Genomic DNA, 16,661 nt, shown 5'->3' with positions numbered 1-16,661 from the left:
TCTTTCAACCCAGTCCGATGCTTCGTAAAACGCTAATCCGGTTTAATCGCTATCCGGCCGCTACCGAGGAATAATACAGCCAGGCCTGAAAACAGATAGAACCCCTGTAATTCAAGCGCCCAACCTCCGGTCCCTGTTAATGTAAATAACTCACTACGGTGCGCCAGCACAAGCGCAAACACCATGTTGCCGAAAATGAGCAAACCGCCCAAGCGCGAAAATATGCCGAAAATAATCATTAAAGGCGCGATAACTTCACCTACATAAACGCCGTAAGCCAGAGCATGGGGTAGGTTGATGCCGCTGAGTTGTTTGCTGATGAAATCGAGAGATCCCGGATTGAGTATTTTATGCACCCCATGGAACAGTATCAGTACTCCTACTGTGACGCGGAGTATCAATTTTCCGAGATTATCGTTACGGAACAGCTTACCCATCAAAACTCTCCTGGTCCTGTCCTCAGTTCACAATAGCACGGATGGGAATTCAATTTGCGCGAAAAGGCAGGAGAGATTACAGCTCTATTGGACCAGGATTAGAGCTTCAAACGGGGCCGTTGTTGGAATGGACCTGCGGATGAATAAGAAGTAGACAAGCGAAGGAAAAGCGCTTTCTGTCTGCTCACTTCCACGAATCATACTCGGATGCTATTACCGGGAGACGTTACCTCGATGAGATCCGTCAATTGCACTGAGCCTTTGCGATCTGGTTTCTGCATAACGTTTTTCTTTTTCTCTAAGCTTCGCGGCTATCTGGCGGTGAGATGCAGCTTCGGCTACATCTGTCCTGGCAGCGCTCTCATACTTTCGCACCAATGCCTCGGTATGTGCTTGCAGATCCTGGGCCTTCTTGCCGTAGAGATAGCTCTTATCCTCATAATGCTCAAGCAATAGTTTCAGTTCTTTTGCTTTTGCCTGCATCTTTCCTGCCTCATCCTCGTAGTATTTGGCTACGATCTCGTGCCTTTTCCTGGCTTCTTCTTCATAGTATTTTTCAATAGCTTCATGCTCGGTGGAGGCTGCAGCATTTTGCCGGTTTGGATAAACATTGGCCTCAACGGCAAAGGCAGAGGAAGCCGGCAAACCCAATAAACCAAATATCGATAAAGCAGCAACGATATCTCTCGTTCTCGGCTTGCAATACCGGGACACCCGGTTTTCAATACCGACAGGTTTGAAGCGTCGCAACTTCCGAAGTTTTCGCCAAGGTATATCCATGCTGTAAGAATAACTGATGGCCGCTCACTTCGTCAACTCTTTGAGCTATACCGTGCGAGAGTTATCATGGAGTAGGAAAAAACGCCAGGCCGAGCATATCGTGCGTATCAAGGGCAGCGCCTATTCGAAGAATTTAGCCGCCGCGCGGCCAGGTGAAGAAGCAGGAAGGAGAAGGGGAATCGTCGGAGCGTAGAATAAAGCGGAATGGAATGCGGTGAAAGCGAGCTGCTATCTTCGCTTACTCGCGAAGACAACTCATGATTTCAAAATCAGGAAGGTGGCTCAAGGACGCGGATGAAGTATCAACCCTCGTCCGTCACGTGTGTACTAACCGCTTATCGAGATGAAACTCTTAATGGCCGAGCCTGGCTGCGGAATAGCTGTTCCCCTTGAGTCTGGCCGCCATTTCACGGTGCAGCGCGGCTTCCTTGGTGCTTGCATCAGCCTCTTTCTCATATTTGTGCAACAACGCCTCGGTATGCGATTGCAGGTCTTGGGCACGCCTGCCGTAAAGATAGCTTTTATCCTGGTAGTGCTCAAGCAGCTGTTCCTGTTCCTGCATTTTTGCCTTGGTCGCGGCTGCCACATCTTCGTAGTATTTTGCTACGGCTTCATGGTCGCTTGGTGTCGCGGCGTGTCCAGTAGCGGCGTTGATATCGAAATCCTCATCTGCTGCCAATGCCGAGGGACTCAAGGCGGCAAAGAAGCCAAGCAGGGACAGAGCAGCAAGGAATTGTTTCATTTTCATCATCACACCTCTACTGTTAAAACCCGCAGGATTTCCTGCGTTAATATTTCGAGCGTCCTTAGTGTGAATAATACGTGACCAACGAGTCTTTGTCAACTTATGTATGTTTAAAGTGCTTATAGTTGATGAGGGCACAGCAGGTCCGGTTTTGCCGGACCCGCAATGAGTTTATACGGGCCTTATCTTACAGAATTGCAAGCAAGCTCAGTCAGATGCGAGCTTTATTGCTTCTTCATCTCATGCCCGCCAAACTGGTTACGCAACGCGGATAGCATTTTGTTCGAGAATGATTCGGAATCGCGCGACTGCAACCGCTGCAATAACGCCAGCGTAATGACCGGGGCGGCGACATTGAGATCGATCGCTTCCGCGACGGTCCAGCGTCCCTCCCCGGAGTCGGCAACGTAGGGTGCGATTCCTACCAGGTCCGGATTTTCCGACAGGGCGGCCGCGGTGAGGTCGAGCAGCCACGATTGCACCACGCTGCCGTCGCGCCAGATCTCGGCAACCTGATGCAAATCCAGATTGAATTCCTTTTTGTGGCGCATGATTGCGAACCCTTCGCCATACGCTTGCATCATTCCGTACTCGATACCGTTGTGAACCATTTTAGTGAAATGTCCGGCGCCGCTTGGGCCGACGTGACCCCATCCTTTATCTGGCGCGGGTGCAAGAGACTCAAAGATGGGACGCAATCGTTCCACCACCCCTTCTTCGCCGCCAACCATTATGCTGTAGCCATTTTCGAGGCCCCATACGCCGCCGCTCGTGCCCGAATCTACAAAGTGAATCCCCTTTGCTGCCAGCGATTGCGAACGGCGTTGCGTATCCTTGTAATTCGAGTTTCCGCCATCGACGATTACATCACCGGCGGTTAGCAGCGGCGACAACATATCCACCGTATCATCTACCGCGGCGCCGGCGGGAATCATCAGCCACACGATGCGCGGCGGTTTCAGCTTATTGACAAGATCTTCAAGCGATTCAACCGGTACAACACCTTTTTCTTCCAATTGCTTGAACGCATCCCTGCTGCGTGCCAGGGCAGTTACACGATGTCCGTCGCGCAACAGTCGTTGGGCCATAGGGCCGCCCATGCGGCCCATGCCGATCATTCCGAGATCCATTATTCCTCCTCAGGTATTTTTAGTTATCCCAAATCCGGTAGTCGGACGGGGTGGAGCGTGCTGTTCATTTCGCCCCGTAGCGAACTCACCAAAAAGAAGGCCAAGTGATGCAAAAGTCTTTATGCATCATAAAGCCAAACTGAAAAATAAGCGGTCAACTGCCGGATTCAGGATTATGGCAGAGAGGCTGCGGTCGCAATTCAGGCCGGGTGATTGCTTGTAGCCAGGATATCCTGCCGCTTGTCCTTCAGCGCAGCAATCAGCTTGTCATACGAGGCGCTGAACGCAGCCACGCCGTCATCCTGAAGCTTCTCGGTGGCAGCGTCGAGATCGATCCCAAGGTTCTTCAACTGGGCGATGTCCGCTTTCGCTTGTGCTATATCCTCCTGCAACGTTTCACGCACGCGGCCGTGATCGCGGAAGGCGGCGAGGGTTTTGGGCGGGAGGGTATTAACAGTATCCGGGCCGATCAATTCTTCCACATACAGCACGTCGGAATATGCCGCGTTCTTGGTGCCCGTGCTCCCCCACAGCGGACGCTGTACGGGAGCGCCTTTTTCGTGCAAAGCGGCGAAAGGTTCGCCATGAAATATTTCGCGGAAGCGCTGATAAGCGAGCTTTGCATTGGCGATGGCAATCTTGCCGCGCAGGCCGAGTGCCTCGGGCGTGCCGATTTTCTCCAGCAAGGGGTCGATCATGGTATCGACGCGGCTGACGAAGAAAGATGCCACCGAAACCGGCCAGGCACTCATTCCGCGCGGCGCCGAGGTTGCCTGACGGTTGAGGCCCGCAATGTAGGCCCGCGCCACGACCTCGTAATGCCGTAGCGAGAACATCAACGTAACGTTGACATTGACGCCATCGCTGGTCAATTGCTCGATAGCCGGAATGCCCTCCGGCGTAGCAGGGATCTTGATCATCAGGTTGGGGCGTTGCACAGCTTGCCACAGGCGTCTCGCTTCCGTGATGCTGCCAGCGGTGTCGTGGGCGAGATGTGGAGAGACTTCAAGGCTGACATAGCCGTCGGCGCCATCGGTTTCATCATACACAGGCCGAAGCACGTCGGCCGCCATACGAATATCTTCGACAGCGATCGCTTCAAACAGCGCCTTGTCTGTCTGTTTGTCATTCACCCGCAACAGTTGCCGCAGCGCATCGTCATAGCTGTGCCCCTGGTTGATGGCTTGTTCGAAAATGGTGGGATTACTGGTGACGCCTCGTAGTTTGTCATTTACCAGACGTTGTAATTCTCCGCTGTTGATGAGGTCCCGGCTGATCGAGTCGAGCCAGACGGATTGCCCGCGTTGCAATAACTGTTCCAAGGGGTTCATTAATTATTCTCCTCTACGATAGCGCTGTTGAAATGGCCATCACTGAATAATCTACCCAGTGGACAGCACCATCCCACTGTTTCAGTGTTTCACAACAGGCCACGCGATTGAACGGATGTCTTATTTTGCAGTTGACAGTTTGTTCATTGCATCCCTTCAGGTAAAACTAATAGTGGGACAATGCAAGCGCCAGATCATTCAATCCATCAAACGCTTCGTCCACCCAGACGAAAGGGCTTGGAGTGCAAGAACTGCGTATCGGGACCGAATGAACCTCAGCCGGCAACGGCGGTATCCGCAGAATACGAAAGCGGTAAAATAATCCGCTAAAAATGATTCTTCCAGTCGCGGAGTGCTGAAAATACACTGACACGATCGGTTAATGGTTTGCCGGCATAACTGCTGGCATTCTGGATGACCTCGGGCTCGTCGCACCGCAGGAACGGATTGGTCGCTTTCTCGATTGCAATATTGGAAGGAAGGGTAGGCGTATTCTGCTTGCGCAATTTTTCGACGGTCCGTTCGCGTTCGGCCAATGCCTTGTTGCCGGGTTCGACCGCTCTTGCGAAGCGAATATTGTTGAGGGTATATTCGTGGCCGCAGTAGACCAGCGTTTCAGGAGGCAAATCTGCGAGTTTCTCCAACGAGTTGACCATTTGCGGGGCAGTACCTTCAAATAATCGCCCGCAGCCGCAGGCGAAAAGGGTGTCGCCACAAAATAGCAAGTTTGATCCATAATATGCGATGTGCCCGGCGGTGTGGCCAGGGATATCAATCACCCTGAGGCTGAGCGAAAACTCCGGAAGATAGGCGCAGCCCTCTTCGCTCTCTTTGCCGCATTCACCAAGGGGATGTGTAACGGTGGGAATCGATTCGCGCTTGGGGCCGTAAACCGGCACCTTGAATTCCCGCAGCAACCCGCCATTCCCACCCACGTGGTCGTTGTGATGGTGAGTGTTGAGAATCGCGACGAGTTGAAGTTTTTCCTGCCTCAAGTAGTCCAATACAGGCGAGGCATCTCCAGGATCGACCACAGCCGCATGACAGTGATCGCGGATGACCCAGATGTAATTGTCGCTAAAGGCGCGAACCGGGACGATGTGCGGAGTAGTCATGATAGCAGGCGGCTCTTGCGAGTGAAATTTCAAATGGAAATCCGATATCCGTCAACTGTTGCGGTTGGCTATCGGGACCTTAATTGAAATCTGGCTGTCCTTGATATTATATATGCCAACGAAAAATAAACGGGAATGGTTTGAAACTTGCCTGGGCCAGTATCTGCTGGAACGGGAGCAGAACTATTTCGACAAGGCAGTGGCGGATGTCTTTGGTTACAATGCCATGCAGATCGGATTTCCGCAATATGACTTTCTGCGCGCCAATCGCATGCCGCTACAGTTTTGCGCGGGAACTGAAGATGGGGCTGCGGTGCTTGCGGCCCCGGATTTTCTGCCAATCGAAACGAATAGCATCGACCTTGTGCTATTACCGCACATACTGGAATTCAGCTCCAACCCGCACCAGATTCTGCGTGAGGTCCAACGGGTTTTGATGCCCGAAGGCCACGTCATTGTCTCTGGTTTCAATCCACGCAGCCTGTGGGGCGTGCGGGGACTTTTTGGCTTGCCGGAAGACACTTTCCCATGGCGCGGCAATTTCATCGCACTGCCACGGCTCAAGGACTGGCTGACCTTGCTGGATTTCGAGATCACCAGGGATAGACTATGCTGCTACGCGCCACCATTCAGTCAGGAAAAATGGTTGAAGCGATTTACCTTCATGGAGGCGGCGGGTGACCGCTGGTGGCGGTTTTCAGGCGGCGTATATTTCGTAACCGCCGTCAAACGCGTGCATGGGATGCGCGTCATCAAGCCGGAGTGGAAAGAAGTACGGGCCAGAAGAAGAAGCATGGCTCCGGTTGCGCAGAAGATCAAGGACGCGGCGCAACAGAACGAACCCCGCAGGGCGGCGCGCACCAAGGCAGAAGAAGGCAAGAATTGAAGACGAAGCAGGCAGGGATAGTGGAAATATTTACGGATGGCGCATGCAAGGGCAATCCGGGCGTTGGCGGTTGGGGTGCTCTCCTGCAATACAATGGGCAAAGGCGCGAATTATTCGGGGGAGAAAAACACACAACCAATAATCGCATGGAGTTGCTTGCTGTGATTCGCGCGCTGGAAGCGCTGACAAAGCCATGCGAAGTGCGCCTCCATACCGACTCCCTATATGTGCAAAAAGGTATCAGCGAGTGGATACACGCCTGGAAAAAGCGCAACTGGCGCACCGCGGACAAAAAACCGGTAAAAAATGACGATCTATGGAAAGAGCTTGACCTGCTGGCTCAACGCCACCGCATAGAATGGCTGTGGGTACGCGGTCATGCGGGACATGAGGGCAACGAGCAGGCGGATGTGCTGGCCAATCGGGGAGTGCAATCGGTACTGTCGAATTCGTCTGTGGAAATGGTTCGGGTGCAGTCGATAGATACGAATTCGACATCCGCCGGGGAATAAGCATTACATGGAAATGAAAGGCGAAAGCAAACCTGACTGACTGCAAGCGAGACAAGGAATCACGAAACATGCGCCAGATTTTTATCGACACGGAGACTACCGGCCTTGAGCCCAAGCTCGGCCACCGTATTATCGAAATCGCCGCCGTGGAAATGATGAGCCGGAGGCTGACCGGACGCCGCTTTCACTATTATCTGAATCCTGAACGCGAGATCGAGGAGGGCGCGTTGCAGGTGCATGGGTTGAATACCGAATTTCTACAGGATAAGCAAAAGTTTTGCGATGTTGTGCACGAGTTGCTTGAGTTCATCAACGGTGCCGAGCTCATCATGCATAATGCATCTTTTGACGTGGCCTTCCTGGATCATGAGCTGGGGCTGGCGAAATTACCGCCTTTGGGCGAGTGCTGCCATTCTGTTACCGATACGCTGAAAATAGCGAAGGACCTGCACCCCGGCAAAAGAAACAACCTGGACGCACTATGCGAACGCTACGTGGTCGATAACTCAAGGCGCGCGTTGCACGGCGCTTTGCTGGACGCCGAGTTGCTGGCGGAAGTCTATCTTGCCATGACACGCGGGCAGGAAAGCCTGCTGATGGAACTTGAAGCGCCATCCGCGCTGGAGCTTGCGATTAATATGCAAGATCTGCACCTGGTGGTGCTGGCTGCAAGCGAGGAAGAACTGAAAGCCCATGCGGAGCAGTTGGAAAGTATTGAACGGGAAAGCAAGGGCAAGTGTTTGTGGATGAGGCTGGAATCCATGGAGACTGTAGAAATACGGCAAGGCGAGAGCAGCGATATTTTGAGCATAAACGAAGCATAAACTACCCATCAATTCCCGCGATCCCGGTAAAATCGCTCGGCTTCAGGTGCTTGCTTGGCTCGTCAATTAAAAAAGCTCGAATTGTCCGCTTGATCTCTCCCTGTCTTTGTCTTTTACTTTCGCTGTACGTGCCGAAGGCGCAACTGCTGATGATGTTGGAGGGGTAATTGGGGGAGCGCGAAAACGCGAACAATCCAATCCCTTGAAGTGCCCGGAACGTACGCCAATGCCCAGGCGCGTTACAGTCTTTTCAAAACGCTGCCGGATCAGGTCGGCCCAGATGCCTTCTCCGTGCATGCGTGTACCGAAACCGGAATCGTAATCCTTCCCGCCGCGCATGTCGCGTACCCGGTTCATTACACGTTCCGCCCGCTCTGGAAAATGCGCTTCCAGCCATTGTCGAAATAGCGGGCTCACTTCCCACGGAAGACGCAGCATTACATACCCGGCATTAATGGCGCCGGCTTCTGCCGCGGCAGCCAGTATTCGCTCGAGATCAGGCTCGGTGACAAAGGGAATGACGGGGGCGACGCTAACTCCGACCGGAATTCCGGCATCAGTCAGCGTGCGAATGATACGCAGGCGACGCGCAGGGGCGGCTGCACGCGGTTCCAAAGTGCGGGACACGGCAGGGTCGAGCGTCGTTATTGTCACCGCCGCCATTGCTTGACCCTTGGCAGCCATCTCCGCGAGCAAATCGATGTCGCGTTCAATCAATGACGATTTCGTGATGAGGGCCACAGGGTGCTCACACTCTTGCAGCACCTCCAGAACACGTCGCGTCAACCGCAATTCCCGTTCACAGGGCTGGTAGGCATCGGTATTGACGCCGAGTGCGATAGGCTCGGGCACGTAGGACGCTTTAGCCAGTTCGCGCCTGAGCAGGTCAGGCGCATTTACTTTGGCAAAAATCTTGCTCTCGAAGTCAAGTCCTGGTGACAGGCCGAGATAGCTGTGCGTCGGGCGCGCGAAGCAGTAAATACAGCCGTGCTCGCAGCCGCGATAAGGGTTGAGCGAGACGCTGAACGGTACATCGGGCGACTTATTTCGGCTCAAGATGGTCCTGGCATGTTCCTCAGTAACCTGTGTCCTGAAAGCAGGGACGTGATTGACGGATGTAGCCGCGGCTACATCCGCATAAGTCGGAGAATCTGCTTCGGGATCTGCCTCGCTATCATATGACCAGCCGTCGTCTATCTCTTCCCGTGCCAGCACTTCGTAACGGCCCTGCAAGTTGGAAACCGCTCCACGCCCTTTTCTTGCTTTCAGGGGCGACTGTATGAATACCGGCTGCCCGGCCTGGGGATCATCGTCGGACATATTGTATTTGCGTATACTGTCTAAAACGTAAATAGTGTCTCGATGCAATTGTGTAACTTTAAAATCGCGAAGTAAATATTATCACTGCGTCATGTCGATAACGGGATGGAGGTCGGTAAGGCGCGCCTGGCGTAATTCCGTATACGTTTTTCTTGGAGCTCGTACATCGCGCTTCGTTCGCCGCAGATGAATTTTTCAGCATTGGTCACGACGGTAGCGGTCATAGGAGAAGCCATGAAACGCCTGATAATTGCTCTTTTTTTGCTGGCTTCAAACCTGGCAGGCTCAGCCTTGGCGCAATCTGCGCTAAACCCTCATTCAAAAGCTTCCAGTCCCGCACCCGATCCCGAGATCACCCGGCTCGAAACTGTATTGAATCACGTGAACCAGGAACAGCAAGCGGTATACCAGCAATTCGAGATGACACAGGAGCTGCGTCGCAATGAAATACAGGAGAGCTACCCGCAGACGATCCAGGCTCCCTCGACTATAGTACAGGGCTCTTACGTTGTAGGCGGCCTGAAAGACAATCCGCCGCCAAGCTATGACGACAACGTTCGATTGCTGCGCGAACGCCAGGAACGCATTCAACAATACACGGAGGATCTAAATCGCCTGTATGCGCGCTATGCGGAATTAGGCGAGCAGAAGAAGGTATTGCTCGACCAGTTGATGGAACTGGTAAGAACTCCGGCAAAGTGAGGCCGAAAGCCTGCACTGAACACGAGTGTTTCCTGCCAGGAACAATAGGGAATAGCGACAGCAGAGGTAAACTTCACAACGCAACGATCAGTCACAGGGTTGTAATTACAGGACGTCTATCCGATTATTCCTCGTGTTTACCAGTTTCGCTGCCTAACAGTATCGACTTCAAGCCCAAAAAGCGTTGAGGCTCTTCGGGTACCGGTTCAGGACTTACCCTTACCAGCTCTGCTTCGAGTTGAGCCACTCGCTGCTCCAGCACAGCTTTGTCAGCTTCCAGTTTATTAACCTGGCGGCGCAGTCGCGACCCAACCCAGCGGCTCTTGATCATGGCAGGCCAGGACAGCAATACGGCAATAACCGCACCTACGCCCATTGCCAGCAGCAGCATCATCGCAAGCGAACTTTCAAAGCTCCACATACCGAAGGTTACCGCCACAGGCATATTGTTCTGAAGCGCGAACGCCACCGCGGCGATGGCGACGATAATGCCTAGGATCAGCAAAAGCTGCATGATGATCTCCTGATTAAGCTTGGGAACGGCGAGCGGCTGCCGTGGATACCATAGTATGCACCGAGTGGCCGGTGGCCGAAAGAACACAAAATGATAAGTTCGGGGGCCAGCAGGCAACCATGCGCCCAATACGCCTGCTTTTCAGTTAACGCGATTGCGGCGTTTTCCGATTGATATTTTCAGGGTTACGCTTCGTAGTGCTCATCGCTTTGAGATAGCAATGAGTTCTTCCGTATTTTTTCCCTGTCGGTTATCCCGTCCGCAAGTCCCGGCGCTGTCGTGTTGTAGCAGATGCTCTGCGGCCTTTCGATCCAGCCCTTCAGGTATCCGGGGACTAATGTATTCGACCACGCTGGCCGGATAATTGAGTTCCGGCGATTTCCCGTCGCCTTCGCCATTAATCGTGTGGCATGCAGCGCAGTGCTTGCGAAATGCGCAAAGTCGCGTTGCACCCCTATCGATGATCCGGATGGGGGGCAAGAGGCAGAGGCATTTAGAACCTTTTGAAATTTTTCAAAGATTGCGGGCATTCGTGTGCAAAGAGCGGTGCAAGGGAATCCACGTTGAAGCCATGACTGTCATGTGATTTTTATCACAGATTATTCTACTCGACACAATTAGTATTTATTTGCGTGGTAACTACACGCTTGTCTTTAACTTCTATTGAGGAGATGTCATGGCAGCAATATATGGAACCCAATTTCATGATAACGACACGTCGCAGTGGGCATGGAACGGATGGTTTTCCGAATATAAATTCTTTCCGTCGTTAAAAGGCACAAGCAGCAGTGACTACATCAATGGTTACGGGGGAAATGACACCATCTATGCATACTCTGGTAACGATACTTTAAGCGGTGGAACAGGCGCGGATTCGATGTACGGCGGTACGGGCAACGACGTGTACTACGTGGATACGATGGCAGACAAAGTAATCGAATACTACAACCAGGGCATCGACCATGTCTACAGCTCGGTCAGCACCAATTATAAATGGCTGCCCGCCAATGTCGAGAACCTGTCTCTTTCTGGTACTGCCTATTTTGGGGACGGCAACGATCTCAGCAATGTCATCTACGGCAATGGTTACGCGAATTCTCTCCACGGATATGGCGGCAACGACCTAATGTACGGCTGGGGTGGGAACGATAGCCTCGACGGTGGAGCAGGCAACGATACACTCATCGGTGGAGCTGGAAAGGATTTTCTTACAGGCGGCACTGGAGCGGACACGTTCGTCTTCAACTCGGTAACCGAGAGTCCAGCTTGGGGAGCAATCGATACCATCTCCGACTTCAAATGGTGGGAAGGGGATGCGATTGATCTTTCCGTAATCGATGCAGACGTGAACTGGTGGGCGACTGGCAATCAAAGTTTCAGTTCGGGCCAGTTATCGTATAACCCCTCTTCAGGCATATTGACTGCGGATGTGTACGGAGGCGCGGACTTTCAGGTCGCTCTGATTGGCGCGTCAGCATTTGATCCGAGCCTGGATGTTATCGCTTAACTGTTGATAACTCATCTTCTACTGGGTCACGTAGCGTGACCTGGTAGATTTTGGAGCAGGAAGCGAGTTCCTCTAGAGGAACCGATCATTAACGGCAAAGCCCGGTACGGTGGCTTGGATGTCTTTCCGGTGGAAAAGAAACACCGGATTACTCGCTTGACCCATTTTCTTCTCCGGACCGTAATCATTCCAGCATTCACAGGTCTCGCAAAGGGTACGTTCCCACTCATACAGTTGCGCCTGGATTTGGCTCTGAGGTTAATTACAAATTGAAATTTCCCAAGACAGAAATTGCGCAAGTGCTTCTAAGTTTCAAAGGGGCATTCAGAACGGTAGGGGTCTTTAGCGCCATTATCAACTTGTTGATGCTGGTTCCAGCCCTGTACATGTTGCAAGTGTATGACAGAGTTCTAGCGAGCCGGAACGAAATGACCTTGCTGATGCTGACTTTGATGGCGCTTGGAGCCTTTATGTTCATGGGCGCTCTGGAGCTTGTACGAAGCTTGGTTCTGATCCGCATTGGAGCACAGCTTGACATGAAGATGAACAAACGCATTTATACGGCTGCGTTTGAACAAAATCTGAAGTGCGAAGGGGGTGCTGCCGGACAGGCGTTGCAGGATTTCACCACCATCCGTCAGTTTTTAACAGGTCAGGGCCTGTTCGCTTTTTTTGATGCCCCATGGTTCCCCATATATCTGGCTGTCATTTTCCTGTTTAGTCCGCTGCTAGGCTTATTTGCCTTGGCTGGAGCTACGGCGCTCATCGTTTTGGCCTTTGCCAACCAGGACTTGTCCAAAAAACCACTCGAGGAAGCAAATGTGGTAGCGATTACATCAAGCAACCTTGCAACCAACAACTTGCGAAATGCGGAAGTGATCGCCGCCATGGGTATGTTGGCTGACCTGATGGCGCGCTGGCTAAAGTTGAATGACCGCGTTCTGCAACTGCAAGCGGAAGCCAGCCAAAAAGCGGGAACGATCAGCTCAATTACAAAATTCGTCCGGGTTTCGATGCAGTCGCTCATATTGGGTCTGGGAGCCCTGCTTGTCCTGGAAGGGAAAGTTACGCCTGGAATGATGATTGTCGCCATGATTCTGCTGGGCAGGGCATTGAGCCCGGTGGAGCAGTTGATAAGTGTATGGAGAAGCTGGAGTAGCACGCGGAGTGCTTACCAGCGTCTGAACGAACTTTTGGTGGCGAACCCTGTTCGTGAAACAGGAATGCCGCTGCCAAAACCACTTGGGGAAGTGTCGGTGGAAGCTGTGACCGCGGCCCCCCCGCGTTCTCCAGTCAACGTTCTTAAAAACTTGAGTTTTACGATTGCGCCCGGTGATGTGTTGGGAGTCATTGGTCCCAGCGGTTCGGGAAAATCGACACTAGCGCGATTGCTCGTGGGCGTCTGGCCAGCCGCAATGGGTAAAGTAAGCCTGGATGGGGCAGATGTCTATTACTGGAACAAGGATGAACTGGGTCCGCACATTGGCTATCTGCCTCAGGATATCGAACTGTTTGCAGGAACGGTTGGGGACAATATCGCCCGGTTTGGGGCGGTCGATTCAGAAAAAGTGGTAATGACAGCTCGACGCGCAGGAATCCATGAAATGATCTTGCGCCTCCCCCAAGGTTACGACACGACTCTTGGAGACGGCGGAGCGGGATTATCGGGTGGTCAAAAGCAGCGCATCGGGCTGGCGCGCGCAATGTACGGTGATCCATCGTTCATCATGCTGGATGAACCCAACTCGAACCTGGACGAAGTGGGCGAGCAGGCATTGATTGAGGCAATCGATGAACTGCGCAAGCAGGGGAAAACCATTGTAATAATCAGTCACAAGAACAGTGTACTGGCTGCCACCACCAAGCTGTTGGTGTTAGTGGATGGAAAAGCACAATTGTTTGGCCCCACTGCTCAAGTCCTGGACAGGTTGAGGAGACCTCGCCCTCAGCCAGTGCAGCCGGTACAGTCAAGATAAGCCGGAAATAAAGAGGGAGTGTCTATCAGGGGACCCAAGTCCTGCTTTACGAGTTTGAGGCCATGGAGGGACAAAATGGAGATGAAGTTGCAGAGCAGCGGCAGTACCTATGGCTGCCCCCAGGAATCGCCGCTTTCAGGAGTAGACAGCGATGCTGTCCGGTACATCCGCCTCGGTTGGGGAGTCGTCATCGCGGGTATCGGAGGTTTTTTATTGTGGGCTTCATTGGCTCCGCTCGATAAAGGGGTGCCGCTTAGCGGAACTGTTACGGTGGCGACCAGCAGGAAAGCCATTCAGCATCAAACCGGTGGAACGATTGAAGACATTTTCGTGAAAGATGGAGATGTGGTTGACGCGGGTGCCGTACTGGTTCGCATGAATAGCGTGCAAGTCAAAGCCAACGCCGAGACAACGCGGGTCCAATATTTTGCCGCGCGTGCAGCAGAGGCCCGTTTGATTGCCGAGCGTGAGGGAAAAAAGACCATTGTTTTTCCCGCGGAGTTGGAAAAGATGAAAAACGACCCGATTGTTTTCAACTATATCGCGATGCAGCAGCATCTATTCAGCTCCAGACTATCGGGAATACAGAGCGAGTTGTCCGCAATGGATGAGAGTATTTCTGGCCTGAAGTTGCAAACCAGTGGTCTGGAGAAATCACGGGATAATAAAAAACAACAACTGGAATTTTTACAAGAGCAGTTGGGCGGGATGCGTGATTTGGCCTCTGAAGGTTACGTGGCGCGCAATCGATTGCTGGAACTGGAGCGAATGTACGCGCAGATCAGCGGCGCGATGTCTGAAGACATTGGCAACATCGGGCGCGGGCAGCGGCAAATTGCCGAATTGAAGCTGCGGCGTATCCAGCGCCAGCAGGAATACCAGAAGGAAGTGCGCTCGCAGTTGCCGGATGTACAAAAAGAAGCGGAGATGCTTGCCCACAAGCTAAGCGGTCATGATCACGACCTCGGAAACGTGCTGGTCAAAGCGCCGGTGGATGGCACAGTAGTCGGCTTGAACGTCTTCACTCGAGGCGGTGTAATTGCCCCCGGTTTTAAGATGATGGATATTGTTCCTCGAGATGATCCATTGATGGTTGAGGGTCGCCTGCCAGTGCATCTGATCGATAAAGTCCATCTCGATCTTCCGGTAGAACTTATATTTACCGCATTCAACCGCAATCTGACGCCTCATATGCCAGGAATAGTGACTCAGGTGTCGGCGGATCGCTTTGTTGATGAAAACACAGGAGAGCCTTACTACAAATTGCATGCCAAGGTGGCGCCTGAAGGGATAAAAATGATCGCTGGCTTGCAGATCAAACCGGGAATGCCAGTTGATCTGTTTGTGAAGACGGGTGAGCGTACGATGATGAACTACATCCTGAAGCCGATACTGGACCATTTAAAAATGGCTATGACGGAGGATTAGGATGGCTATTCGTGCGCGCCGTCTGATTATTCCAGCCCTGGGCCTACTGGCACTGTTTCCACCGAAGCAGGCAATGGCCGTAGGATTGGTGCAAGTCTACGAAACAGCGTTGGCGAACGACTCCGCTTATCGAGCAGCGATTCACGAAAACAGGGCGGGGCAGGAACTCGCGGCGATTGGACGATCTGCGTTGCTCCCCTCCCTCTCAGCAAGTTTTTCTATAAACCAGAACCAGCAGGATTTTACCCGTCAAGCCATCAACCTCCAGCGAAGCTATGAAAGTCAAACCGCTACCATTCAGCTAAGACAGCCGCTTATCAACCTGGGGGCATTCGCCGGCTATAGACAAGGCATTTCAAAAACGAACCAAAGCAACGCCGAATTCTCCAACCAGGCTCAAGAGCTTATCCTGCGCCTTGTAGGGGCCTATATTAATGTGAAGTACGCCGAGGATCAGTTGGTGCTAGTCACTGCACAACGGACAGCCTTGGAGGAGCAGCGCCGTGCAAACGAACGTTTGCTGGAAAAAGGTGAGGGTACAAAAACGGATGCCCTCGAAACACAGGCGAGATATGATCTCTCGGAAGCACAACTACTTGAAGCGCAGGACAATCTTGCAAACGCACGTTATGTGTTGGCCTCCATCATTGGCGAGGATGTCACGGAACTTGATCCATTATCGGATGATTTTCGGGTCAAGCCCCTGCAGCCGGGACGATTTGATGACTGGAAGGAAATCGCCCTGGAACATAATCCCGAGATTGCCACTCGGCGTCACGCGGTGGATGTGGCGCGGGAGGAAGTTAGCAAGCAGCAAGCAGGCCACTTCCCGCGGGTGGACGCTGTGGCAGCGATCGCGCGCAACAAATCCGATAACCCTCTTCTGGTTGGAATCGATGCGCTTACGCAAAGCATAGGCGTTCAAGTAAGCTTGCCTTTGTATTCCGGTGGTAACGTCAGTGCCATGACGAGCCAGGCAAAATCCGGCTACAAAAAAGCGAAAGCTGATCTTGAGACGAAAACGAATCAAATAACCGTGGAATTACGTAAACAGTTTAATCTTGCTTTGACAAGCACTTCTCGTATTGCCGCCCTTGTAAAGTCTGTCGATTCAGCGAGCTTTCTGGTGGAAGCCACCATGAAAAGCATCAAGGGTGGGGTGCGAACCAATCTGGATTTCCTTAATGCCCAGCAGCGGTTATTTGAAGCAAAGCGGGATCTGGCTGAGGCGCGTTATGGCTATCTGCTTGCCTATCTTCGGTTACGGAAGGCCGCAGGAATAGTCGGGATCAGCGATTTGCATGATATCGCCATCCATTTCACCTCCAGCGATACCTCACCGGTATCAATAGATGTGGCGTCAACCACGGGAAACAAAATGGAAACGGCTAATAGCGCAATTACGTATACTTCCAGGTAAAGGGAGGCAATCTAGTGAAAGAACCGCTTATCGC

General features: G+C 52.5%; 17 protein-coding genes. 8 read left to right on the top strand and 9 right to left on the bottom strand.

Annotated features, from left to right (window positions below; all coding sequences use genetic code 11):
• Positions 1–32: 32 nt before the first annotated feature.
• From BMZ14_RS04705 to gloB, 6 genes are all read right to left on the bottom strand, one after another.
• Positions 33–437: a DoxX family protein gene (locus BMZ14_RS04705; RefSeq protein WP_074795133.1), complete on the bottom strand. Its 405-nt coding sequence runs from the start codon at positions 435–437 to the stop codon at positions 33–35.
• A gap of 213 nt (positions 438–650) precedes the next feature.
• A complete protein-coding gene (locus tag BMZ14_RS04700) occupies positions 651–1,217 on the bottom strand; it encodes a hypothetical protein (protein WP_256208389.1) in 567 nt (188 codons plus the stop codon).
• Between the two features lie 352 nt (positions 1,218–1,569).
• Positions 1,570–1,959: a hypothetical protein gene (locus BMZ14_RS04695; RefSeq protein ID WP_371265581.1), complete on the bottom strand. Its 390-nt coding sequence runs from the start codon at positions 1,957–1,959 to the stop codon at positions 1,570–1,572.
• A 227-nt stretch (positions 1,960–2,186) separates the two neighbouring features.
• Complete coding sequence (gnd, locus tag BMZ14_RS04690) at positions 2,187–3,092, bottom strand: phosphogluconate dehydrogenase (NAD(+)-dependent, decarboxylating) (RefSeq protein WP_074795132.1); 906 nt, start codon at positions 3,090–3,092, stop codon at positions 2,187–2,189.
• A gap of 200 nt (positions 3,093–3,292) precedes the next feature.
• A complete protein-coding gene (gene tal / locus BMZ14_RS04685) occupies positions 3,293–4,423 on the bottom strand; it encodes a transaldolase (protein WP_074795130.1) in 1,131 nt (376 codons plus the stop codon).
• A gap of 326 nt (positions 4,424–4,749) precedes the next feature.
• Positions 4,750–5,538, bottom strand: coding sequence for a hydroxyacylglutathione hydrolase (gene gloB, locus BMZ14_RS04680; protein WP_074795127.1), 789 nt, complete (start codon positions 5,536–5,538; stop codon positions 4,750–4,752).
• Positions 5,539–5,650: 112 nt separating this feature from the next.
• On the opposite strand from gloB, the gene BMZ14_RS04675 reads away from it, so the two are divergent.
• From BMZ14_RS04675 to dnaQ, 3 genes are all read left to right on the top strand, one after another.
• Complete coding sequence (locus tag BMZ14_RS04675; RefSeq protein WP_074795582.1) at positions 5,651–6,424, top strand: class I SAM-dependent methyltransferase; 774 nt, start codon at positions 5,651–5,653, stop codon at positions 6,422–6,424.
• The gene (gene rnhA / locus BMZ14_RS04670) at positions 6,421–6,936 is read left to right on the top strand and encodes a ribonuclease HI (RefSeq protein ID WP_256208388.1); all 516 of its coding nucleotides are present in this window, start codon (positions 6,421–6,423) and stop codon (positions 6,934–6,936) included. Before BMZ14_RS04675 ends, rnhA begins: the two co-directional genes overlap by 4 nt.
• A gap of 68 nt (positions 6,937–7,004) precedes the next feature.
• Positions 7,005–7,760 (top strand): DNA polymerase III subunit epsilon, encoded by a 756-nt coding sequence (gene dnaQ, locus BMZ14_RS04665; protein ID WP_074795126.1) that lies wholly within the window; start codon positions 7,005–7,007, stop codon positions 7,758–7,760.
• Between the two features lie 66 nt (positions 7,761–7,826).
• Here the strand turns inward: dnaQ and BMZ14_RS04660 are convergent, their stop codons facing one another.
• Positions 7,827–9,080: a PA0069 family radical SAM protein gene (locus BMZ14_RS04660; RefSeq protein ID WP_074795124.1), complete on the bottom strand. Its 1,254-nt coding sequence runs from the start codon at positions 9,078–9,080 to the stop codon at positions 7,827–7,829.
• A gap of 234 nt (positions 9,081–9,314) precedes the next feature.
• On the opposite strand from BMZ14_RS04660, the gene BMZ14_RS04655 reads away from it, so the two are divergent.
• Entirely contained in the window at positions 9,315–9,782 is a 468-nt protein-coding gene (locus tag BMZ14_RS04655) for a hypothetical protein (RefSeq protein ID WP_074795122.1), read from the top strand.
• 124 nt (positions 9,783–9,906) lie between these two features.
• Here BMZ14_RS04655 and BMZ14_RS04650 read toward each other — a convergent pair whose 3' ends face one another.
• Complete coding sequence (locus BMZ14_RS04650; protein ID WP_074795121.1) at positions 9,907–10,296, bottom strand: LapA family protein; 390 nt, start codon at positions 10,294–10,296, stop codon at positions 9,907–9,909.
• 201 nt (positions 10,297–10,497) lie between these two features.
• The gene (locus tag BMZ14_RS14735; RefSeq protein ID WP_256208387.1) at positions 10,498–10,776 is read right to left on the bottom strand and encodes a c-type cytochrome; all 279 of its coding nucleotides are present in this window, start codon (positions 10,774–10,776) and stop codon (positions 10,498–10,500) included.
• 196 nt (positions 10,777–10,972) lie between these two features.
• Here BMZ14_RS14735 and BMZ14_RS04645 point away from each other — a divergent pair, with 196 nt between their 5' ends.
• The 4 genes from BMZ14_RS04645 (at position 10,973) to BMZ14_RS04630 (ending at position 16,627) form a co-directional block, all read left to right on the top strand.
• Positions 10,973–11,803 (top strand): calcium-binding protein, encoded by an 831-nt coding sequence (locus BMZ14_RS04645; protein WP_074795119.1) that lies wholly within the window; start codon positions 10,973–10,975, stop codon positions 11,801–11,803.
• 269 nt (positions 11,804–12,072) lie between these two features.
• Positions 12,073–13,779 carry a type I secretion system permease/ATPase gene (locus BMZ14_RS04640; protein ID WP_074795118.1) on the top strand — a complete coding sequence of 569 codons (1,707 nt, stop codon included), beginning with the start codon at positions 12,073–12,075 and terminating at the stop codon, positions 13,777–13,779.
• A gap of 75 nt (positions 13,780–13,854) precedes the next feature.
• Positions 13,855–15,207 (top strand): HlyD family type I secretion periplasmic adaptor subunit, encoded by a 1,353-nt coding sequence (locus BMZ14_RS04635; protein WP_218144976.1) that lies wholly within the window; start codon positions 13,855–13,857, stop codon positions 15,205–15,207.
• Position 15,208: 1 nt separating this feature from the next.
• Complete coding sequence (locus tag BMZ14_RS04630; protein WP_074795116.1) at positions 15,209–16,627, top strand: TolC family outer membrane protein; 1,419 nt, start codon at positions 15,209–15,211, stop codon at positions 16,625–16,627.
• Positions 16,628–16,661: the final 34 nt, after the last annotated feature.

Source organism: Nitrosospira briensis, assembly GCF_900115125.1.
Lineage (GTDB): Bacteria > Pseudomonadota > Gammaproteobacteria > Burkholderiales > Nitrosomonadaceae > Nitrosospira > Nitrosospira briensis_A.
The sequence above is the reverse complement of the archived record's forward strand: the minus strand, read 5'-3'. Positions and strand labels throughout refer to the sequence as shown.